Source organism: Williamsia sp. Y844 (assembly GCF_056786475.1).
In genome coordinates this window covers 430,124-452,160 of the sequence record NZ_JBXCJB010000002.1, presented here as the reverse complement: position 1 = coordinate 452,160, position 22,037 = coordinate 430,124, and the positions used below count along the sequence as shown (strand labels likewise).

At 62.5% G+C, this 22,037-nt stretch carries 21 protein-coding genes and 1 riboswitch; of the genes, 11 read left to right on the top strand and 10 right to left on the bottom strand.

Features of this window, described 5'->3' with window-relative positions; translation table 11 throughout:
• Nucleotides 1-6: 6 nt before the first annotated feature.
• The 6 genes from AC1TQG_RS14405 to AC1TQG_RS14380 are packed head-to-tail and all read left to right on the top strand — an operon-like array spanning nt 7 to nt 7,632.
• A complete protein-coding gene (locus AC1TQG_RS14405; RefSeq protein ID WP_482137942.1) occupies nt 7-1,032 on the top strand; it encodes an ABC transporter permease in 1,026 nt (341 codons plus the stop codon).
• Nucleotides 1,029-1,892 carry an ABC transporter permease gene (locus tag AC1TQG_RS14400; RefSeq protein ID WP_482137940.1) on the top strand — a complete coding sequence of 288 codons (864 nt, stop codon included), beginning with the start codon at nt 1,029-1,031 and terminating at the stop codon, nt 1,890-1,892. The genes AC1TQG_RS14405 and AC1TQG_RS14400 overlap by 4 nt, the downstream gene beginning before the upstream one ends.
• Nucleotides 1,889-3,601: a dipeptide ABC transporter ATP-binding protein gene (locus AC1TQG_RS14395; RefSeq protein ID WP_482137938.1), complete on the top strand. Its 1,713-nt coding sequence runs from the start codon at nt 1,889-1,891 to the stop codon at nt 3,599-3,601. Before AC1TQG_RS14400 ends, AC1TQG_RS14395 begins: the two co-directional genes overlap by 4 nt.
• Nucleotides 3,598-4,845, top strand: coding sequence for an acyl-CoA dehydrogenase family protein (locus AC1TQG_RS14390; protein ID WP_482137937.1), 1,248 nt, complete (start codon nt 3,598-3,600; stop codon nt 4,843-4,845). The genes AC1TQG_RS14395 and AC1TQG_RS14390 overlap by 4 nt, the downstream gene beginning before the upstream one ends.
• Entirely contained in the window at nt 4,838-6,223 is a 1,386-nt protein-coding gene (locus AC1TQG_RS14385; protein ID WP_482137935.1) for an LLM class flavin-dependent oxidoreductase, read from the top strand. The genes AC1TQG_RS14390 and AC1TQG_RS14385 overlap by 8 nt, the downstream gene beginning before the upstream one ends.
• On the top strand, nt 6,220-7,632 hold the full coding sequence (locus AC1TQG_RS14380) for an NtaA/DmoA family FMN-dependent monooxygenase (protein WP_482137933.1): 1,413 nt from the start codon (nt 6,220-6,222) through the stop codon (nt 7,630-7,632). Before AC1TQG_RS14385 ends, AC1TQG_RS14380 begins: the two co-directional genes overlap by 4 nt.
• A gap of 55 nt (nt 7,633-7,687) precedes the next feature.
• On the opposite strand, the gene AC1TQG_RS14375 is transcribed toward AC1TQG_RS14380, so the two are convergent.
• Nucleotides 7,688-9,235 (bottom strand): acetyl-CoA hydrolase/transferase family protein, encoded by a 1,548-nt coding sequence (locus AC1TQG_RS14375; protein ID WP_482137931.1) that lies wholly within the window; start codon nt 9,233-9,235, stop codon nt 7,688-7,690.
• 333 nt (nt 9,236-9,568) lie between these two features.
• Here AC1TQG_RS14375 and AC1TQG_RS14370 point away from each other — a divergent pair, with 333 nt between their 5' ends.
• Nucleotides 9,569-10,126, top strand: coding sequence for a CsbD family protein (locus AC1TQG_RS14370; RefSeq protein ID WP_482137929.1), 558 nt, complete (start codon nt 9,569-9,571; stop codon nt 10,124-10,126).
• Between the two features lie 31 nt (nt 10,127-10,157).
• Entirely contained in the window at nt 10,158-10,838 is a 681-nt protein-coding gene (locus tag AC1TQG_RS14365) for an IF2 family translation initiation factor (protein WP_482137927.1), read from the top strand.
• 18 nt (nt 10,839-10,856) lie between these two features.
• On the opposite strand, the gene AC1TQG_RS14360 is transcribed toward AC1TQG_RS14365, so the two are convergent.
• The 6 genes from AC1TQG_RS14360 to AC1TQG_RS14335 form a co-directional block, all read right to left on the bottom strand.
• A complete protein-coding gene (locus AC1TQG_RS14360; RefSeq protein WP_482137926.1) occupies nt 10,857-11,453 on the bottom strand; it encodes a hotdog domain-containing protein in 597 nt (198 codons plus the stop codon).
• Between the two features lie 244 nt (nt 11,454-11,697).
• Complete coding sequence (locus AC1TQG_RS14355; protein WP_482137924.1) at nt 11,698-11,961, bottom strand: Atu4866 domain-containing protein; 264 nt, start codon at nt 11,959-11,961, stop codon at nt 11,698-11,700.
• A 151-nt stretch (nt 11,962-12,112) separates the two neighbouring features.
• A complete protein-coding gene (locus tag AC1TQG_RS14350) occupies nt 12,113-12,901 on the bottom strand; it encodes an ABC transporter ATP-binding protein (RefSeq protein WP_482137922.1) in 789 nt (262 codons plus the stop codon).
• Complete coding sequence (locus AC1TQG_RS14345; RefSeq protein ID WP_482138749.1) at nt 12,898-13,902, bottom strand: FecCD family ABC transporter permease; 1,005 nt, start codon at nt 13,900-13,902, stop codon at nt 12,898-12,900. The genes AC1TQG_RS14350 and AC1TQG_RS14345 overlap by 4 nt, the downstream gene beginning before the upstream one ends.
• 53 nt (nt 13,903-13,955) lie before the next feature.
• Nucleotides 13,956-14,921 carry an ABC transporter substrate-binding protein gene (locus AC1TQG_RS14340; protein WP_482138747.1) on the bottom strand — a complete coding sequence of 322 codons (966 nt, stop codon included), beginning with the start codon at nt 14,919-14,921 and terminating at the stop codon, nt 13,956-13,958.
• Between the two features lie 122 nt (nt 14,922-15,043).
• Nucleotides 15,044-15,189, bottom strand: a riboswitch (cobalamin riboswitch).
• Nucleotides 15,190-15,335: 146 nt separating this feature from the next.
• Complete coding sequence (locus AC1TQG_RS14335) at nt 15,336-16,208, bottom strand: universal stress protein (RefSeq protein ID WP_482137920.1); 873 nt, start codon at nt 16,206-16,208, stop codon at nt 15,336-15,338.
• A 307-nt stretch (nt 16,209-16,515) separates the two neighbouring features.
• Between AC1TQG_RS14335 and AC1TQG_RS14330 the strand changes: the two genes are divergently transcribed.
• Together AC1TQG_RS14330 and AC1TQG_RS14325 are read left to right on the top strand one after the other, a co-directional pair.
• Complete coding sequence (locus AC1TQG_RS14330) at nt 16,516-16,854, top strand: hypothetical protein (protein WP_482137919.1); 339 nt, start codon at nt 16,516-16,518, stop codon at nt 16,852-16,854.
• Between the two features lie 67 nt (nt 16,855-16,921).
• Nucleotides 16,922-18,343, top strand: a complete 1,422-nt coding sequence (locus AC1TQG_RS14325) for a HAMP domain-containing sensor histidine kinase (RefSeq protein ID WP_482137917.1) — start codon at nt 16,922-16,924, stop codon at nt 18,341-18,343.
• On the opposite strand, the gene AC1TQG_RS14320 is transcribed toward AC1TQG_RS14325, so the two are convergent.
• Nucleotides 18,340-19,017 carry a response regulator transcription factor gene (locus tag AC1TQG_RS14320; RefSeq protein ID WP_482137915.1) on the bottom strand — a complete coding sequence of 226 codons (678 nt, stop codon included), beginning with the start codon at nt 19,015-19,017 and terminating at the stop codon, nt 18,340-18,342. The genes AC1TQG_RS14325 and AC1TQG_RS14320 overlap by 4 nt on opposite strands.
• A 69-nt stretch (nt 19,018-19,086) precedes the next feature.
• On the opposite strand from AC1TQG_RS14320, the gene AC1TQG_RS14315 reads away from it, so the two are divergent.
• Nucleotides 19,087-19,563, top strand: a complete 477-nt coding sequence (locus AC1TQG_RS14315; protein ID WP_482137913.1) for a DUF2231 domain-containing protein — start codon at nt 19,087-19,089, stop codon at nt 19,561-19,563.
• Between the two features lie 447 nt (nt 19,564-20,010).
• Here the strand turns inward: AC1TQG_RS14315 and AC1TQG_RS14310 are convergent, their stop codons facing one another.
• Nucleotides 20,011-21,471, bottom strand: a complete 1,461-nt coding sequence (locus AC1TQG_RS14310; RefSeq protein ID WP_482137912.1) for a multicopper oxidase family protein — start codon at nt 21,469-21,471, stop codon at nt 20,011-20,013.
• On the bottom strand, nt 21,464-21,931 hold the full coding sequence (locus AC1TQG_RS14305) for a hypothetical protein (RefSeq protein ID WP_482137910.1): 468 nt from the start codon (nt 21,929-21,931) through the stop codon (nt 21,464-21,466). Before AC1TQG_RS14305 ends, AC1TQG_RS14310 begins: the two co-directional genes overlap by 8 nt.
• Between the last annotated feature and the right edge of the window lie 106 nt (nt 21,932-22,037).

The following is a 22,037-nucleotide window of genomic DNA, read 5'->3' as shown; positions in this document are numbered from 1 at the left end:
ATTGACATGACCACCATCACTCCTGAGAAGGCGCGGCTGCCCGAAGAATTGCGTCCGACTGAGAAGTCGCGTCGGCCCGCGCGGGCAACCCCGCGGACCGCGCGCCGTCTCGCCGTCAAGATTCTCTCGGCCATCGCGGTTCTCATTGCTGCTGCCTCGCTTGCCTGGATTGCACAGTTACTCGTTCCCGGGGACCGGGCGGCCACGATCCTCAATCTTCGAACAGGTAACCCGCAGGCCTACTCCGCCGATCAGCTCGCGCCGGTGAAGCAGGAGTTCGGATTCGATGACCCGCTGTACGTGCAGTGGTTGCACTATGTCGGCGGCCTTTTCAAGGGCGATCTGGGTACGTCGTACACCCAGTACAAGCCGGTGACCGAGATCATCGGCGGCCAGATCGGCCCAAGTCTGGTGCTCACTGTTCTGGCGCTGGCCGTCGCGTGGGTCATCGCGGTCACGGTCAGCCTGCTGACCGTGAAGCGGGGCAAGGCAACGGCCAGTTTCGGATCGGCATTCGAGGCGTTGACGGCCAGCCTTCCCCAATATTGGGTCGGCATGATCCTGCTGGTGCTCTTCGCCGTCAAGATCCCGATTTTTCCCGTCATCGGCGGGTCGGGGGCCGCCGGCACCGTCCTTCCCGTTCTCACCCTGGCCATCCCGCTGAGCGGGTTCCTCGGCCAGGTGATCCGGGACGAGTTCGAGAAGGTCCTCGATCAGCCCTTCGTCACCACAGCCCGGACACGCGGGATGGGTGAGACTGCGGTACGGCTCACCCATGCGCTGCGCCACGCGGTGCTACCGGCGATCAGCCTGTCGGGCTGGGCGCTCGGTGCACTCATCTCTGGCGCAGTCATCGTCGAGAGCATCTTCAGCCGCCCGGGAATCGGCCAAGTCCTCGTCACTGCGGTCAGCAGCCGGGACGTCCCCACCGTGACCGGCATCGTCGTCGTGGTTGCCGCGATCTACATCGTGGCGAACCTGCTCGTCGACCTCGTCTACACCATCATCGACCCCAGGTTGCGTGACTCATGACCATCCTCACGGCACCCACCGGTGCGACCGTAAGCTCAAAGCGATTCGCGCTGCGTGGAATTCGTCCGAGCATCGCGCTGTCAGCAATATTCATCGGGCTCGTAGCGATCGCGGCGATCGCGCCCGGTGTCCTGGCTCCGTTCACCGCCACCGAGATCGACCTGAACGATGCCCTCGCCGCACCGTCGTGGCACCACCTCTTCGGCACCGATGAAGCCGGGCGGGACCTCTTTTCCCGCGTGGTCTACGGCACCCGGCTCTCACTGGGCATCGGGCTCGGGGCCACGGCCCTTGCCATGGGTCTGGCCATCCTGTTCGGCTTCGTGGCAGGGTTGGCCGGTGGTGTCGTGGATACGATCATCACCCGCATCCTCGAAGTCTTCTTCGCCTTCCCCTCGCTGCTTGCCGCACTATTGGTGGTCGCGGTGTTCGGTCCGTCGGTGACAACTTCGATCGTTGCCGTCGGCATCAGTTCCATGCCTGGCTACGCCCGCATGGTGCGTGGGCAAGTTCTCACCGTCCAGCAGTCCGGCTATATCGAGTCGGCTCACGCCCTGGGGCACAGTCGCTGGGGCGTGCTGACGCGTCACCTGTTTCCCAACGCGATGCGACCACTCGTCGCGGTCGTGACTCTCGGAATCGGCCAGTCGATTGTGTGGGCCTCGGCATTGGCCTTCCTCGGCCTTGGTGTTCCACCACCGAATCCTGAGTGGGGAGCGCTTCTCGACTCGGGCCGCAATTACATAACGACGAGTTGGTGGCTCGCGATCCTCCCCGGTCTGGTCATCGTGATCTTCGTCATCTCAGTCACCACCCTTGGTAGGGCTATCCAACAACGATTGGAAGGAGCGGGCAGATGACCGCAACCACTCTCCCCGTTGATCAGGTGATCTCGCCTGCGCATTCGGTCTCACCCAAAGATGCAGCGGCGCAAGGTCAAGGCCCGGTCCTCACCGTCAAAAACCTCCGGGTTTCCTTCGGCGACAGCGAAGTTGTCAAAGGGATCTCATTCAGCACAAGTCCAGGCCGGTGCCTGGCCATCGTCGGCGAATCCGGCTCAGGCAAGTCGGTCACGGCCCGCACCCTGGTAGGCCTCACAGGTGACGATGCGCGGGTCGAGGCCGACGAGATCACACTCGGCGACCGCGATCTCCTTCGGCAGAGCAAGCGCTCCTGGCGCGGTATCCGGGGTCGCGAAATCGGCTTCGTCCTCCAGGACGCCATGGTTTCCCTCGACCAGCTCCGCCGAGTCGGTGACGAGGTGGCCGAGCCACTCAAGGTGCACGGCTGGGGATCCAAGTCCGAGCGTCGGGCAAAGGCCATCGAACTGCTGCGTTCGGTGGGCGTCCCCGAACCGGAGGTCAAGGCGCGCCAACGACCGTACGAGCTGTCCGGTGGACTGCGACAACGAGCCCTGATCGCCTCTGCGATCGCGCTGGCCCCTCCACTCCTCATCGCGGATGAGCCGACCACCGCGTTGGATGTGACTATTCAGGCTCAAATCCTCGATCTCCTCGCCGAGACCAAGCAGAGCGGCCAGGCGATCATTCTGATCAGTCACGATCTGTCCGTGGTGGCAAGGCTCGCCGACGACGTGGCCGTCATGAAGGACGGGGAGATCGTCGAGCAGGGAACGGTCGATGACGTGCTCCGCGAACCGAAACACGCCTACACCCGGCAGCTCCTCGACGCTGTTCCTTCCACCCACACCCGAGGCACAAGGCTGGTCCGTCCGTCCAAGGACGAGGCAATCCTGCCCCGTGTCCGCAAACCCATCGAGAACGATCGGATCGTGCTCGAGGCCCGCCACTTGTCCAAGGTCTACCGCGGTCCGGACAAAGTCGACCGGACCGTTGTCGACGACGTCTCGTTCGAACTCTTCGGTGGCGAAACACTTGGCATCGTCGGCGAATCCGGCTCCGGAAAAACAACCACCGCGCGTATGGCCTTGGCGCTCGTCGAGTCCACCGCAGGCGACGTCTTCCTGCACGGCGAGCCATGGACAGCACTCACGTCAGACCGGCGACGACACCGGCGAAGCCAGATCGGCGTTGTCTACCAGGATCCGCTCAGTTCATTCGACCCTCGATGGCCGGTCGGTCGAATCCTGGCCGACGCCCTCTCGACCGGAAAACGGCCGCCCGCCGGCCGGACTGAGGCACTCGAGCGTAGCGTCCGTCTCCTCGAGCAGGTCGGATTGTCCGACCGTCATCTGTCGGCCTCGCCCTTGCGACTCTCAGGTGGTCAGCGGCAGCGCGTCGCGATCGCCCGGGCGTTGGCTCCGGAACCAAACGTGATCGTCTGCGATGAACCGGTTTCCGCTCTCGACGTCTCGATCCAGGCGCAGGTTCTCGATCTGCTCACCGACCTCCAGGACGAGTTGGGTGTGAGCTACCTGTTCATCTCCCACGATCTCGGCGTGATCCATCACATGAGTGACCGGATACTCGTGATGAAAGACGGCAAAGTCGTCGAATCAGGGTCGGCCGATGACGTCTTCGAACGTCCGAAACACGCTTACACTCAAGGGCTTCTGACCGCCCTCCCACGTCTAGGGATTGCTCGATGACTACTGATGCTGACCTCGTCGAGCAGTTCGCTCCGGTTTACGCACGAATCGCCGATGGTGCCATCGGCCGAGAATCCGATCGCCGACTGCCTGCCGACGAGGTCGAATGGCTACGCGACGCCGGCTTCGGCAAGATCCGGGTACCGGTGGAATATGGGGGTCTGGGGGCAACGATCCCCCAATTCATCCGTCAGCTCATCGAACTCGGCCGAGCAGATTCCAACCTGCCTCAGCTGCTCCGTGGGCACTTCGGATTTGTGGAGTCCCGGTTGAGTCATCCCGACGCCGTGGTCCGAGAGCGATGGTTGCGGATAATCGCCGGGGGCGCACTGGTCGGAAACGCGCAGTCGGAGACCGGAAACAGATCGTTCTTGGAAAGTGCGACCACGGTTACCAAGGTGGACGACGGTTGGCGGTTGACCGGTAAGAAGTTCTACTCCACCGGGAGCCTGTTCGCCGACTGGATTCACACCTCGGCCAAGGTCGATTCTGTCCAAAGCGCAAATGTATTGGTGTCCACCAGTGCATCCGGCGTGGAGAGGATCGATGACTGGGACGGGTTCGGGCAACGTCTGACCGGCAGTGGGACCACGATATTCGAGGACGTGCTCATCCCGGACCAGGATGTCGAGCCCTATCCCACCGGCCACTTCACAGGAACGTACCTGCTGGCGTTCTTTCAGCTCATCCACCTGGCAACCCTTGCCGGAATCAGCAAAGCGGCAGTCGACGACATCGCACGATTCGTCAACCAGCGTGGGCGCAATCTGATGAATCCGGCTTACCCTGACCCCCAACAGGATCCACAAATCCAGCAGGTCGTCGGCAAGGCGGCCGGCGCCTCTTTCGCAGCGACTGCGACCACACTGGCCGTCTCAGACGCAGTCGGCGTCATTGCCGAAGCCGTTGCGGCACAGCAGGCAACACCCGAGCTCTTCGATGCAGCCGACCTGGCGGCATTCTCGGCCCAGACCGCTGTCATCGAGTTGGTGCTCGGCTTGACCAGTGAGGTATTCGAGGTCGGTGGGGCTTCGGCGGTGACCGAGCGATTCCGGCTCGATCGACACTGGCGCAATGCCCGGACACTGGCATCCCACAATCCGGCCATCTACCGCCAGACCATCGTTGGTGACCACGTGCTGAACGGCACGTCCCCGAGTTCGTCGATGACCAAGTCGTGGGAGGCAGTCCAGGATCATGCGGTCGCCGTCACCGCCGGCGCACCAGGTGCAACCGATGAGTGAACGCAGGCTCATCCTGGGCGCAGTTGTCATGAACAACGGATCACATGCGCTACACGGCCTGTGGCGTCTACCGGAGGCCGAAAAACAGCGAGAATTCGAGCGTCTGGACCACTGGATCGACTTCGCCCAGTCCCTGGAACGCGGACACTTCGATTTCCTCTTCTTTGCGGACATCATCGGCGCCTACGACGTTTATGGCGGCAGTTGGGAGGCATCGGTCAGGCACGGTACGCAGTTCCCGACCGGCGATCCGCTCATCCTGACAACCGCATTGGCCTCGCATACAACCAATCTCGGCTTCGTTGTCACCAGCTCGGTGTTCTACCAGAAGCCGTACGCGTTCGCCCGACAGCTGTCCACGCTCGACCATCTCAGTGATGGGCGAATCGCGTGGAACGTCGTCACCTCGGTGATCGAGAACGGTGCACGCAATGCCGGCCTCGACGGGCTGCCTGCGCATGACGATCGTTACGTCTGGGCCGAGGAGTTCCTCGACGTCACGTTGAAGCTCTGGGAGCGTAGTTGGGACGACGGTGCGCTCGTCAGGGATGTCGAGAGCGGTGTATTCGTCGACACCGACAAGATCCACGAGATCGGTCATGAGGGTAAGCAGTTCTCAGTTCAGGGTCCCCACCACGTGCCGCCTTCCCCTCAACGCACACCGGTCTTGCTCCAAGCGGGCGGGTCACCGGTCGGCCGGGACTTCGCTGCCGCGAATGCCGAATTGACCTTTGTCACCGCATCGTCGCCCGAAGCTGCCGCAGAACTGGTCGCGGACCTTCGTGCCCGGGCCAAGGCCGCGGGCCGGGCGCCAGAGGACCTGAAGTTCTTTGCCGGACTCTCGATCGTTGTCGGCAGAACCGAGGACGAGGCTCGGCGCAAAGACGCGCGCTACCAGGAGTCGATCGACGACGAGGCGATGCTGGCGCAAATCAGCGGGCACCTGCATGTCGACTTCGCCTCGGTCGACTTGGACAAGCCGCTCGCGGACCTCTCCACCGACGGCATGCAAGGATTCCTCAAAGGCCTCAAAGAGTCAGTGCCAGAAGAGCAACGCGGACAGCTCACCTTCAGGGACCTTTTGCTCGGCAACAATCTCCTCAAGCGGATCGTCGGTGACCCGATACAGGTTGCCGACGAGATCGGGCGGTGGTACGACGTGGGTATCGACGGCATCGGACTCCTTGAGTTGGTCCGCCCGAACACCTTCGACGATTTCATCGAATTCGTTGTCCCCGTACTGCAAGACCGCGGACTGGTTCAGCGTGAATACGCCCCCGGGACCCTGCGGGAGAAACTTTTCGAGCGGGGACCGTTCCTGCCGGAAAGCCACCGCGCTCATCACCTTCCCATTACCGACAGCAGGAGCACCCAATGACCAACCGCCTCTTCTTCAATGCGTTTGTCATGAACACGACCAGCCACATCCACCACGGACAGTGGCGCAGGCCGGATGCGCAGCAAAGCAATTTCAACGACGTCGAAACCTGGATCGATCTCGCCAAGACCCTGGAAGCAGCCAAGTTCGACTCGATCTTTTTCGCTGATGTCTCAGGCCTGTACGGCGATTCCGAGGCCGACTATTCGGTGTACCTGCGCGAGGGCCTGCAGATTCCCAGCAACGATCCAACCGTGCTGGTCGCGGCACTGGCGACGCACACCAAGAACCTCGGACTCGCAGTGACGTCCAATGTGTTCCAACAGCATCCGACCAACTTTGCCCGCCAGCTCGCCACGCTGGACCACGTCAGCAAGGGGCGGATTGCCTGGAACATCGTGACCGGCACCCAGGACAACGGCTATCGCAACTTCGGATACGAGTCCCTGGAAGACCACGGCGAGCGTTACCGCTGGGCCGACGAATATGTCGACGTCGTCTACAAGCTCTGGGAGGGATCGTGGGATGACGATGCGCTGCTCGGCGACAAGGCCGGGAGTCTGCATGCGGATCCGTCCAAGGTGCACAAGATCTTTCATTCCGGTGAGCGCTACCGGGTCGAAGGACCATTCCTCCCCTCCCCCTCGCCGCAGCGCACCCCCGTCCTCTTCCAGGCCGGATCATCGGGCCCCGGCCGCGCCTTCGCGGCACGAAATGCCGAAGCAGTTTTCCTGGTGGCTCCGACGCCCGAGGTCGCGCGCCAACAGATCGAAGAGACCCGGGCATTGGCGGTGTCATTCGGTAGGAACCCCGATGACATCACCTTCCACCAAGGTCTCAGTTTTGTCGTCGGCGACACCGAGCACGAAGCGAACGAGAAGTTCGAGTACTACCAGCAGTTCGCGAGCTCCGACGGCTACGCCGCACACATGGCCATCGTCGACCCGGACGGGCGTGTCTACCCCGCCGACACGCCCCTGAGCGAAATCCAGACCAATACCATGCAAGGGTTCCTGGATTACGCGCGTCAGCACATCGTCGACCGAGAGCCCACCGTGGGGGACATGTCGCTCCAGCGACTGAAGGACACCGTCGTGGTGGGCACGCCGGAGCAGATCGCAGACGCACTGGAACTCTGGCAGGCGGCCGGTGTCGACGGCATCAACGTCATAAACTGGGTGATACCAGGGACTTTCGAGGAGTTCGCAGACAAGGTGTTGCCGGTGTTACGCGAGCGCGGCCTTGCCCAGAGTGATTACGCCGAGGGAACTCTGCGTAAGAAGCTCTTCGGAGCCGACCGTTTGAGCGATCGACACCCCGCCGCCGCCTACCGCGGAGCGTTCATCGACGGCCCAACCAACTGGGCGGAAGCTCACGAAAACTCACTCGCTCGCACGGTTGACGCGTGAGCGCGACCCCCGTCTTTCGACCGCGATCTGTTCTTGGATCAGCCGTATGAGCAGTTCAGACCTGGGACAGCCGCATCGAACCGGTGTCGAGGTAGCGCTGATGGAACGCGAAGGCCTCACCCAGTAGGTGGGGCGTCTGTCCCGCACCGGGCATAGCCTCGGCGCGCGACAGATAGTCGTGCAGCAACGGGCGGAACTCGGGGTGCGCGCAGTTGTCGATGATCAGTCGTGCCCGACGTCGCGGCGACAGGCCGCGCAGATCTGCCAAACCCTGCTCGGTGACAATCACCTGGGTGTCATGTTCGGTGTGGTCGATGTGCGGGACCATCGGGACGATTGCGGAGATGGCACCACCGCGAGCCGTCGACGGGCTCAGGAACATGGATACGTAGCCGTTGCGGGTGAAGTCGCCCGACCCGCCGATGCCGTTCATGATCTTCGTGCCCATGATGTGCGTCGAGTTCACGTTGCCGTAGATGTCGGCTTCGAGCATGCCGTTCATCGCAATGATGCCGAGACGACGGATCACCTCGGGATGGTTGCTGATCTCTTGCGAACGCAAGGTGATGCGAGTCCGATAGAAGTCGACGTTCGAGGTCAGCTCTTCCATGCCGGCTTCACTCAGGACCAGGGCCGTCGACGACGCATGGGCGACGGTTCCGTCCTTGATCAGACGCAGCATGCCGTCCTGAAGGACCTCGGAGTAACAGTTCAGACCTTTGTACGGCCCCCGGTCCAAGCCACCGAGCACTGCGTTGGCAACGTTTCCGATACCGGCCTGCAGCGGGAGGAGTGTGTCGGCAGGCAAGCGACCTGCGCGCACCTCGTAGTCGAGAAAATCCAGGACGTGGTCGGCGATGGCCTCACTGACGGCGTCGGGCGCGGTCACGGGGCTGGCACTGTCGCGGCAGTTGGTCTCGACGACCGCAACGACCTTGGACGGATCAACCCGGAATGTTGTCTGGCCGATGCGGTCCTCGACATGGGTGATCTCGAGGGGCTTGCGATTCGGCGGCAGCGCGGTGCCGTAATAGACGTCGTGCATGCCTTCCATCGCCTCGGGCACCCAGGAGTTGACCTCGAGGATGATCTTGTCTGCGACGTCGAGCCAGGTCTTGTTGTTGCCGATCGAGGCGGCGGGGATCAGTTCACCCGACTCGGTGATGCCTGCGATCTCGACGATGGCCACATCCACATTGCCGTAGTAGCCCTCCCACACCTGCTGCGCGACGTGCGAGAGGTGGATGTCGACGTAGTCCATGCGGCCATCGTTGATTCGTCCACGAGCCGTCACCTCCGCCTGGTACGGCATCCGCAGAGCGATTCCGTCGATTTCGCAGAGAACCTTCTCGGCCTCGGAGGACACGGAGGCGCCGGTCAGGAGGTTGATCGTGAATGTCGATCCTTGCCCGCGAGTGTGCTCGATGCGCGCCGCCAGGGCGGGGATGGTGACCTTGGGTGTGCCGGCACTGCCAAAACCACTGATGGCGACAGTCTCACCCGGATGAATGAACTTCACGGCGTCAGCCGCGGACATCACTTTCGGAGCAAACGCAGTGCTTCGAATTCGACCGGAGGTCGTGGGCTCCCCTGATGTGGTCACGGCAACAGAATAGGCACCACACTTCACGACGATCTGCCCAGATTCCTGCGACAGGACCAATGCGGCGTGATATAAGAAACCGGCCATCTGCGATTGGAAATCTGCTCCAACTACCTGCGTTCGCTCCAGTTGCAACCACAGCGAACGCGAACAAGTCGAGCGGATATTGGATGCGGGGACACCCCCAACACCGCCGCCGAATGTGCCCGTGGTCACACGCTGGATGACTTTCCGGTTCGAACCGAGCAGCTTGGGGAACCCCACCAATCAATGGACACCTGAACCCGGGGTTCAACGTGTGAGCATCCTATCGATGCCATGGAGGGAGTGAGCATGACTGACGACAGCAGAGCTGAGCAAGCCCGCAAGGGCCTTTTCGACTCGGTCAAAGGCAAGGCAAAGGAAGTGGCCGGCGCTGTGACCGGCAACGATTCGCTGACAGCGGAGGGGCAGCTCGAGCAAACTCAGGCCCAGAAGCGCAAAGAAGCAAACGCCGAGGAGGCCCTGGCCAAAGCGGAAGCCGAGAAGGCTCAGCACGAAGCCGCCGAGGCCCGGGCTGAAAGCGCGCAGGAACGGGCCGAGGTGCAAGCCGAGACCGCGACGACCGAGCGGGTTGCCGAGACGGTGAAGCAGGCCCAGAAGGGTGCGGCCGCGCAGCAGGAGCAGCACAAGCTCACGGTCGAACAGACACAGGCCGAGCTCGAAGCCAAGGCCAAACAACAGCAAGCGCGAGCGCAGGAGCGGGTCGAGGTCGCCGAGACCGCAAATGATGTTGTCGATGCAGTCGACGAACACAAGGAATCGGTGGCGGAGGCCGACCGCGCCCGGGCGGAGGCCGAACGGTTGCGACGTCAGGCAGACGGCCTCACCGATCAAGCCGATCTTCCGTAGAGCGACCACACACAAGTTGAGGAGAGTGCAGATGAACATCACCGAAATACCGTTGGTTGTGCTACGTACGCAGTACCGGATCGCCCGAATCCCGTTGCAGCTCATCGAGGATAGAGTCGTGTCGCGACTGGATTCGGAGGCGGCCGCCCGGCTTCTGTTCGAACGCTCGTTGGGTGTTCTCGACTCGACCGTCGGGAATCTTCTGGGGGATCCATTGATCGAAAAACGCGGATCCGCGCTCACCAAACGGAGCGAAGCCCTCGGTCGCGCAGCGCAATTGGAGGCCGAAGCCGAGCGCAAGCGTCAGCAGGCCGCCGCTACATTGAAGGCCAAGGCCGACAACGCCGTCGAAGACCGGAAGGTGGCACGCGAAACCACGCAGGCAGAGATCAATGAGGCGGCACGGCAGGCGGAAGAAGACAAACGAACCGCCGCTGAGAAAGCTCGGCAACGGACCGCTGAGGCCGAGCGACAGGCCGACGAACTCGCTGCCAAGCGCAAACAAGAGGCCGAAGCCGCCAAGCGGGATGAGCAGGCCAAGATCAATGCGGCTGAACTGAAAGCGACCGCTGACGCTGCAGCAAAAGCAAAGGAAGCAGCAGCCAAGCGGGACGCCGCGGCAACCAAACGCGACCAGGCCGATCACATCGAGAAACTCGCCGACGCCGAAAAAGACAAGCGCAAGGCTGACCGCGCGGACAACAAAAACTGACCGCACAGCGACTTTCGGTCAATCGGGTTGCGGCTGCACGAACAGCGCGTCAGCCACCGCACACACCACGCCGCCGTGGGAGAGGGTTCCGGTGACGAACGTCTTCCGGCCTTCGATTCTGTCTATCGCCGCGTCCACGCGCAGTTCCTGGTGGACCGGTGTGGCACTGCGATAGTCAACCTTCAAATACGCAGTACGCGAACCGAATAGTCCTTTGCGGCCGACGAACATGCCGAGGAGGTCATCGAAGAGCATCGTGACCACACCGCCATGCACGGCACCTCCCCCACCCATGTGCGCGTAGCTGAACGTGACGGATCCGAGGAGCGTCGTGTCCGACGTATCGTGTGCGCGGTACAGGACAAACACCGGATGCCCGATCCCCCGCATTGCGAGCTCCCGGGCGGGCCGATCGTCTTCTGGACGAACCTCGAAGTCCTTCAACCACGCAGTCACATCTTCAAGCGCGGCGGCCGCTGCCAGTGCCACCTCTGCCGACGGCGCGACCACACAAAGCGTTTGCTGCAGTTCGCGAAATGCGTCCATCAACTCCACGAATGGGCTCAACTCAGCGGACGGCGCGCCGATCACCCGCCCATTCTCGATACCTGTCATCTCCGACTATGTTCCTTCGTTGAGCACGGCAAAACCATTGAAACCGCAGACACCTCGACGGTCGGACGATCCGTCGCCGGGCAGTATTGAAAACCCCTGTCCGAGTGAATGATTATTCCATTGACAATAACTGAACAACCTCCGCACGTCGCCGGGCGCCGGGCTCATCGCGCGACAACCGACCTCGAGCGGTCGGAGAGACAGGTCGGGGCGATCGCAGCGACATGCGGGTGAGAGGACAGACTCATGAAGTCTGTTCCTCGCGATAGAGCACCAGGTGCTCGTGGTACAACACACCATCGCGAACATCCCCGGTCGCGGTGAATCCGGTGTCGTCGCGATAGTCCAGATGTGCGCCGATCACGGTAAACGTACCCGTGTAAGCGCTGGGAGTGTTGCCTCGCGCCTCGTCGTAGCGCCCGTTCGGTAACAATTCCTGACGTATGTATCCGTCTGCCGTAACCCACATTCCGACGACGTCGAGGTCTGACGTCGATGTGCTGCTCATGCCACTCCCATCCGTGAATCCATATCTTTCTCGTTCCCTCCCACCTGCCGACATCCGGTTGAGGTGGTTCGAGAATATGGCGAATCCTGCAATTGAGCGTGGGTGCATTGCACCCACGCTCAATTGCGAATCCGGACTCAGTTGGGTTCGATCAACCCGGCGCGGGGATGCTCGCCGATTGCGGCCGATACGTGACCTCGGGGTATCCGATGACAGGGTCGATGGAGACGGACGCCCGGACCTGATACACCTTTTCCACCAGCTCGGCGGTGATCACCTCGGCGGGGGTGCCGACGGCCACAACCCGCCCGTGATCGAGGACCATCACCCGATCGCAGAACATCGCCGCCAGATTGAGATCGTGCAACGCGATGTAGCTGGTGAGCGGGAGTTCGGCCACCAAGGCCAGGATGTCGAGCTGATGCCGGATGTCGAGGTGGTTGGTCGGCTCGTCCAGCAACAATTCGTCCGGCTCCTGGGCGAGAGCCCGCGCAATCTGAGCGCGCTGACGTTCACCGCCGGAAAGGCTGTGCCACAGTCGATTCGCCTTCGACGTCATCGCGGTGCGCTTGAGCGCCAACTCGACGGCCACATCATCTGCGGACTCATCACCACCGAACACTCCACGGTGCGGAATGCGGCCGAGCCGCACGATGTCGAGGACAGTGATGTCGACCTCGGTATCGGAGTGCTGATCCACCGTTGCCACCCGGCGGGCGATCTGACGTCGCCGCAGGTTCCTGATCTCGATGTCGTCGAGGAGAACGCGGCCCACATCCGGATGCGCGACGCCGCTGAGCACCCGCAGCAGTGACGACTTTCCGGAGCCGTTCGGGCCGAGCAAACCGATGGTCTCACCCTTCACGGGGTCGATGGACACTCCATCGAGCACCAACTGCCCGCCTCGGCTCCATTCAATGTTTTTGGCAGACAGGGTCATTGGCTCGACCTCATCCGGACGAGGATGAGCGCGAACGCCGGAACACCGATCAGGGCCGTTACGACACCGACCGGAACTTCCTGGGGCGCAAAAACAGTGCGGGCCAGCGTATCAACCCACACCATGAAGATCGCGCCGACCACCGCAGCGGTGGGCAGCAGCCGACTGTGCCGGGGGCCGACGAGGAACCGGGCGGCGTGCGGTAATACGAGACCGACGAAACCGATCGCCCCGGCGGCACTCACCAGGGTTGCGGTGACAAGTGCCGTGATGCCGAGCAGCAGCACCCGGACCCAGCGCACCGAGATGCCGAGGGACGCAGCAGCTGTGTTACCGAAGGTGAAGGCATCCAGCGCTGCCGACTGCGTCAGGCATACCAGGAGGCCGATCAGGGTGACCGTGCCACACAGCATGACATTGGTCCAGTCGGCACCGGACAGCGAACCGAGGAGCCAGAACAGCACACCGCGGGTTTGCTCGGCGTCGGCCGAGGAGATCACGATGAATGACGTCAAGGCCGAAAACAGTTGTGTACAGGCCACTCCGGCCAGCACCACCCGGGACATTCCGCCGCCGGCGCCGAGGGCCAGCAGCATCACAAGGGCGAAGGAGAGAACCGCCCCGAGGAACGCGCCCACCGACAGCGACACCGCTCCGGCGCCCAGTCCGAGAACAACGATCACCACTGCGCCCGTGGACGCCCCGGACGAGATGCCGAGGACAAACGGGTCGGCGAGCGGATTGCGCAGCAAAGACTGCATGATCGTCCCGCACAGCGCCAGGCCGGCACCGCAGACGGCCGCGAGCAGTGTGCGCGGGAGGCGAAGCTCCCACACGATGCCGTCCTTGATCCTGCTCACCCCCGAATTGCCGAGACCGAGGTGATCGAGCACCACCGCGTATACGTCGCCTACGGACAGGTTGGCGGGTCCGATGGTGATGACGATGGCGATGGACACGGCCAGCACCACGAGACCGACCAACAGGAGGATCCCGAGCACCGGTCGGGAATCGGTCCGTGCCGGTCGGACTTCGCGGTGGGTGCTGACCGCGGTCAGCGCGACAGTCCCCACTGCTCGAGCGCGGCCGCGGTCTTCTCCGCACCGTCGATGGTGCGGATCGACGGGTTCAGATCGGCACCGTTGAGCACAATGTACCGCTTGTCGCGAACGGCGGTGAGCCGCTGGGTAACCGGGTTCGATTCGAGGAATGCGATCTTGCTGTCGAGGGCGTCGCCGTCGATGCTGCGCCGGCTGAGGTCGGCGAGCACGAGGGCGGTGGGGTCCCGGTCGAGGATGCTCTCCCAGCTGACCTGAGGCCATTCGTTGGTGGTGTCGGCGAATATGTTCTCGGCGCCAACAGAATTGGTGATGATGCCCGACGAACCGCAGCATCCGGCCATATAGGGAGTCTTGGTGTCGGCGAACCAGTACGCCAACGACACACCCGCGGCGTCCACCGATCCCGTTGCCGCCTCGAACCGTTGCTGCAGTTCGGCGATAAACGCCTCACCGCGGTCACGGACGTCGAAAATGGCTGCGAGGTCCCGGATCTCCTTGTAGACGGTGTCGACGCGCAGGGGGTCGGTGCGGGCACCGTCGGCATTCACGCTCGCGTCGGTCTTGCCGTCGCAGTCTGTGGGCGAGAGGTAGTTGGGCACACCGAGCTTGTCGAACTGGTCGCGGTCGGCGACGCCACCTTGTCCGAGTGTGCCACCGAAAGATGCTGAGACGAAGTCGGGTTCGGTGTCGAGGACCACCTCGAAGGACGGATTGTTGTCCGCCAGGCGCGGCACGCGGGAGTTGTCGTCGGCAAGGTTCTCACGAACAGGATCGGTCCAGGTGGCGGTGCCGACCATCCGATCTGCGAGCCCGAGCGAGAGCAGGATCTCGGTGGACCCCTGGTTCAGCGACACCGCGCGCTGCGGCGGTGCGTCGATGGTGACGGTATGACCGCAGTTCTCGATGGTCAGCGGAAAGGCGGACCCGTCTGAAATCGTCTCCGACACCGGTTCATCCATCGTCGACGAACATGCCGAGAGGAGCAGGGCCGAGGTGATCATAAGGGCGGTGGCACCAATGTGCCGCCAAGATGTGCGCATGAAGCGGTACTCCTACATCAGGGCCCAGTCGCGGAGCCGAGGAACTTCTAGACCGATCGGTGAGTAACCGGACTCCGACCCCATTCGAGGTCGTTACCGTTGCGCGTCAGTCCCGGATTCACACCGGGTTCCCTCGCTGATCGTGGCCGCATGGACGGCCTCGGCAACCATATACGGCAGTGACATGCCGGCCGTCAGGCACCTCCGCCGCGGGCCTGTCCACTCCTCGATCGGGCGGCCGTATCTCAGCTCGATCAATGGAAAGTGATGACAATTGGGAACACTTGTCTCCGAACCGGTTCGAAGCCTTCCGCATCGTCGGAGTCCACCGGGTCACCTGGTGGGGGCGTGCACAACCATGACCGGGCAGAAAGCGGTGTGGAGAATGGCCTGACTGACCGAGCCGAGGAGCAGTCCGCGAAACCCGCCGCGGCCGCGGCTTCCCACCACGATGAGTTGAGCGTCACGGGCTGTGTCGACGAGGTACGGCGCGGGGGCCTGGGCCGCGATGCGCGTTTCGACCGCAACGTCGGGATGGTCCTCGCGGTGGCCGGCCATCAGTACGCCGAGGCGCTCGGCGGCTTCATCGTGGACCTGCTGACTGACCTCGGGGTGTCCGTCGTTCCCGCCACTGGAGAATCCTGGATCGGCATGCACCACGATCAGCGAGGTGTTCAGTTCGTCGGCTTGGATGAAGGCGTGGGTCAATGCTGCTTGCGAGTTGGGAGAGCCGTCGACGCCTGCCACCACCGGGCCGGCTGTGGGAGGTCGACGGGGGACCACGACGACGGGGCAGTCGGCGTGGGCGGAGACGTCGGTGCTGACAGACCCGAGCAGCAGGCCGGTGACTCCGCCCATCCCCCGACTGCCGACCACCACCATGTGCGCTGAGCTGGAGATCTCGCGTAATACGAGCGCGGGTTTACCGTCGAACACCTGTCCCCCGACTGCGACGTCGGGATTGGCTGCTTTGACCGTACCGACAGCGATGTCCACGATGCGCTGGGCGTCGTCGTGGAGGGTGTCGATGATGTCTTGGGTCATCACCACGCCCGGCGCGTAGCCCGCCACGATGGTTCCGACCGCCGTGACGACCCGCAACGTCCGACCTTCACGTTCAGCGGCGGCAACAGCCCACGTCAGCGCGTTTTGCCCGTGCTCAGAGCCATCGACTGCCACTACTATTGGCGCGTTCACCGTAGCCATTGCCTGTCCCCTTTGCAGCTGAGATCGTCCAACATGTCCAGTCACTCCACGATCGCCGATCTGGTCGCCGGTTGCAGGCGAACCGCAAACCAAACATCGAAACGTGTCCAGCTCGCTCTGAGCCGATACGAGCGTTGTCCAACCGCTGGTCGACCAGCGGTCTCGAACAAGGACTGCCGCGCGCACGTGTCATGCCACTGATCCAGTGCGACGACGGGCCGATATCCGTTCTGCGCGTGGAGAAAACAGATGTCCGGTTCCTCCAGTAGCCTCGGACTCACCAGCTCATCAAGGGAGACAACACGTGATGTTTGCTCGCACTACGACCGGGACGATCTCGGGATTCATCGCGGGCGCCCTGCTCGTCAACACTGTCCCGCACACGGTCAAAGGAATAACCGGCCAGAGGTTTCCCACCCCGTTCGCGAAACCGCCGGGAGTCGGGCTGTCCTCCCCCATCGAGAATGTCGGATGGGGCGCGATCAACTTCGCTGTCGGCAGCGCGTTGCTGCGCCGGCGTCCCAGAACTGCCCGGGATGAGACCGCCGTAGTCGCAGGCGGAGTTGCGATGGCTTTCTTTCTTGCGCACTACTTCGGTGGCCTCAACCTCGGCAATGAAGAACCAGCCGACAGCATTGCGGTGTAGCCACCTCAAATGAGGCGATCGGACGCAGGCGCCGATCTACAGCGGCTCCCCCACCTAGGGTGGGGCGATGGACGGTCAAAACCCCCGGCCCATCAGGTTCGCCCCTGCACGCGTGTGGCTACGCAGACAAACGACCGGGGTTCGCAGGCGTCTCGTGCTCGTGGCATCGGTGCTCGTCGCGTTCGCGCTGGCCGTCGGCGCGGCTGCGATGCTGCTCATCTTGCGCCAAACATTGCTGGAAGCCGCCGACCGGGCAACCGAAGCCAAGGCCCAAGAGGTGATAGCTGTCCTGCGCGGCAACACGGTGGATGATGTGGATCGCTCGTTGCCGGCGACTTCGGACGTGGTCGACCTGATCCAGATCGTCGACTCGAGCGGGCATGTACTGGCCACGAGCAAACCGGAGGATCCAGAATCTGCACTGCAGCCGTCTATTCCGCAACCGGGCGAGCAGAGATCATTCGGTGATGTCCGACTCGACGGCGGCAACACCGAGTACCGAGGCGTGGCTGTCGGCGTCTCGACCGCGCAAGGCGATTTCGGCGTGGAGGTCGCCGCGTCTGAAGGCCGCGCGAGGAAAGTCGTGGTCTTCGTCTTCGTTCTCCTGTGCGCGTTCTTCCCGTTTGTACTCGCGCTGGTGGTGTGGCTTGTGTATGTGTTGGTCGGCCGGACACTCAAGCCGGTCGAGAAGATCCGCCGCGAAGCCTCGCAAATCTCGACGACCGACCTCAGCGCTCGGATAACGGTCGACGAATCCGGAGACGAGATCGCCGCACTCGCCGACACGATGAATTCGATGATCGACCGCCTTGAAAACAGTTACTCGCGGCAGCTGCAGTTTGTGGGAGACGCCTCGCACGAGTTACGCAGCCCCCTGGTGACGTTGGTCGGCATCGTCGACCTGGCAATCAAGACCGGTGAGCCAATCGATGTTGCGACAGCGGATCAGATCCTCAAACCGGAGGTCACCCGCTTGCGCGATCTGGTCACCGACTTGTTATTCCTGGCCGGCGCTGACGAACAGGGTCTGCGACTGAAGAGCGTTGGCGTCGACCTCGATGAGGTGGTGGACGAAGGTGTCCGGCGAAGCGAACTGGCGCATGCCATCTCGATCCGGACAACCCTGGTGCCCGCGCGTGTGGCCGGTGACCCACAACGACTTTCGTCCATGCTTCGCAACGTCCTTGACAACGCCATTCGTTACGCGTCCACGCAGGTGGAGGTGCGGATGGTTGTCGATGAGCACCGGCGAACCGTGCGAGTCGAGATCTCCGACGATGGCCCCGGCATTCCAGATGAGCTAAGGGAACGGATCTTTGACCGGTTCGTGCGGCTCGACATGGACAGGGACCGCGGCGGCGGTACGGGCTTGGGCCTGGCGATCGTCCACGAAGTGGTGCGTGCTCACGGTGGACGCGTATACGTAACCGACCCGATGCTCGGAGGGGCAACAATCGTCATCGAACTCCCACTCGGCTCGCCACTCTAGCCACCATCGTCACGCAGACGGTATCCGACGCCTCGCACCGTTTCGATTGATGCACGACCGAACGGAAGGTCGATCCGTTTGCGGAGGTATCCGATATAGACCTCGATTATGTTCTCATCTCCGTGATAGTTGACGTCCCACACCGATCCCATGATCTGGGTCTTTGACACTGCGGTTCCCTTGTGGCGCAGCAGAAACTCCAGTACAGAAAATTCCTTGGGGGTGAGTTCGATCGTCGTAACCCCGCGTTGCACAACATGAGAGGCCGGGTCGACGGACAGGTCGCCTGCCGCGAGAACCGCGGGTCGTTCCGGCGACCCACGTCTGAGCAGCGCCCGCAACCGCGCATTGAGCACCACGAACGAAAACGGTTTGATCAAGTAGTCATCGGCGCCCAGATCGAACGCGTCAGCCTGGTCGTACTCACCATCTTTCGCGGTCAGCATGAGCACGGGGGTCCACACATCTTGTTCACGCAGAGCGCGAATCACCTGATATCCGTTCAATTTCGGCAACATGACGTCGAGGACAATCGCGGCGTATCCACGCGTCTGAGCCATGTGCAAACCGTCGAGACCGTTGTGCGCCACGTCCACAGCCCAACCATCAGCACGCAGACGACGCCGAATCGTCTCAGCGCCGTTGATGTCGTCCTCGACGACGAGCACTTTCATGCGGCCAACCGTACCCACCTCGCGCCGTACTCAGCGTTACTTCAGCACCCTCCGCCTAACGTCTGCCGCATGGACTCCATCAACGGCTTACCGCTCCACCCGCTGTTGGTGCATTTCGTGGTCGTTCTCCTTCCGCTGGCAGCGATCTGCGCGGCGCTCGGCGTGGTGTGGCCCGCCGCGCGACGAAAACTCGGGGTCATCACACCCGTGCTGGCCCTTGTCGCACTCGTCCTCGTACCGCTGACCACCAGCGCGGGCGAATCGCTCGAGCAAAAGGTCCCGCCGAATTCGCTGATTGAGAAGCACGCCGAACTGGGAGATCAAGCACTGATATGGGCGGCGCCCTTATTCGTGTTCGCTGTCATCTGGTGGGCGCTGCACCTCGATTGGACAGTGTCGCGGCTCGAGAGGTTGCAAGCACGCGCCCGCACCGGAATAACTCTGCTCGCCGGCTTCGCGTTGCTCATCTTCGCGATTGGTTCAATCGTGATGGTGTACCGGATCGGCGACAGTGGTGCACGGGCAGTGTGGCATGGGACGCGCTGATCCCTTATCGAGGGCGACGACGATCTGGGCCTCGTGACGGACGGAAGGAAGTCCCGCTGAACATTCATCACGGCCATGTCTGATCGCCGGATGGCCCGTCAAAGCCCGAGAATGCGAAAAAGTTGCACTTCCGGAGTTTGATTGGGTCCACATGTGGGCTCGAATGCCCGCGGCACACCATCGGAGGGCAAATCCCCGGTTTCGGCTCCAGCGCGTGACAAGGACACATCCAGATGCAGTGCACGGATGCGCGAGCCTCGTCAGGTCACGCGGTCGATCGAGTTGAGGAAACGAGTATCAATGTGGAAGGCGAAAGCAACGGATTCGCCTGGTCCCCTCTCGGGACTTGCCGGACTACTCGACAGCAGCTGACCATCGGCAACCTGATTCGCCCACTGCGCTCTCAGCGCGGTGGGCGAATCATGTTGCGACAAAATCTGATCGTGGTTATCTATCGACCACTTCGAGTAGCTGCATCATGCCGTGGTCCTCGTGGAACAGGATGTGGCAGTGCATGACGAACTGGCCGGTGAAGTCCTCGAAACGGTGCCGGATGGTCAGGCTACCGAACGGCGGGAGCATTGCTGTGTCCCGGTAGTGCTGCTGGTCGACAGGCTCGTCATTGATCGCAATAACTTGAAAATCGTTGACGTGTATGTGAATTGGGTGAGGTTCGTACGTCCGATTGATGAAGTGCCACTCTTCGGTGTCACCAAGTGTCATGGTCTCGTTGACCACATGGTGATCGAACGTGGTGCCGTTGATGAAATACATGAAGTGCTCGATGTCGCCGGTACCGCGCGGCTCCATCTCTTCGAAGACGAATTCGCGTCTGCGATCGATGACGGCGTCGCGAAGGTCGTCGAAAGGCAGCAGTGCAGTGGGAACGGGTTCGGGACTCTGCCGGTCACCTTGCGACACCAACGTGAGCAAGGGCATCGGGGCCGGAACCATCGATGAATAGAAGGGGCCGAACTCTTCCCAGCTCAGTGACTGCAGTTGGTATGTTCCCTCATCGGCTCCCCCGATGAGCACGTCTGCCCGTCCCCCTGGGACCACCTCGATGACGTCCCGTGTCTCAACGGAGGTCAGTGCATCGCCATCGATGGCGATCACGTGCATGGGATGTCCGTCGAGCTGCAGTCGCAGGAACAAAGAACTCGCGTTGATGATTCGCCAACGCTGCACTTCCCCCGGCGCGATCTCGGTGGTCGGCTGGAACGTGCCGTTGACCAACGTCTGCTGCAGGTTGTTCGAGCTCTTGTCACCCGGAACCATCTGACCGTCGGCGATTTCAGTCTGACTCAGCACGAGAAGCCGCTCGGGTCTACCCGCGACGCCCGGAAGTTCGTCGAGCTCACCACGCACGATCAGGGCACCGAACAAACCGCCGAAAACCTGTGTGTCACTGAGCGTGTGCTGATGCGAGTGATACCAGAACGTTCCGGCCGAGTGGTCCGACGGGAGATCATAGGCATAGTCAAACGTTTCGCCCGGCTCCACGGCCAGCAAGACATCGTCGCTCGGCTGTTTCGGCGAGACATGCCACCCATGGGTGTGCAGATTGGTCGGTTCGCCGATCTCATTGATCAAGGAGACCTCGATGCGATCGCCTGGACGCACATCCAGTGTCGGTCCCGGATAGGTGCCCTCATACGTGACCGCCTGAACCTTCCCACCGCCCAAGGCCACATCGGAATCCCGAACGCGCAGTTGAGTCCTCAGCGTACCGTTCTCACTCGCACGGACATTCGGCTCGAACCAGGTCCCGCCGCCCGAGGCGGCGTTGCCCGAGGCGCACGCAGTCAGCAACGGGGCCCCGAGTAGTGGCAGACCGATCAGTGCGGCGCTGCCGGTGAGAAACCGGCGTCGGCTGACCGAGCCGGCCTGGGACGTGGCATCAGCCATCGTTGGACTCCTTGGTGACGGTGACAGTGCGAGAGGCCGGCAGGATTCCCGGCGCTGTCCACTCGATATCGATGGTGTGCGAAGTCGTTCCGTCGCAGGCGAAGACGACTGCTGCTCCGATGCCGGTCGGTCCGCCCGCCGGAACCTGATATGGCAGGTTGTCCTGAATCCCGACCGGCAGTGCCTGACCGTCGAGAGACATCGTTACCTCCGTCGCCGACGGCGCACTCCAGCCGACCGTCACAACCACTCGGGCCGGTACATCCTTCAGACACACAAAGTTCGGCAAGACCGTGAAGTCGTTGACCGCCAGCACCCCACCAGGGTCGGTGGCTGGGACCGACGATGTCGCGGCCGGTGTGGTCCGGGTCGGAACCGGTTTCAACCCGTCGCGGCTTCCGGACCCGGAATCGGTGCATCCACTCACCATGAGTGTCAACGCCACGGCACTGAGCGCCACACCAACGCCTGACTTCCGAAGTTGGCCGATCGCACATTCACGAGACACTTGCAACCGACCACAGCGTCGAGCAGGTCATATCTACGTCCATTTCGGGTCTTGCGCG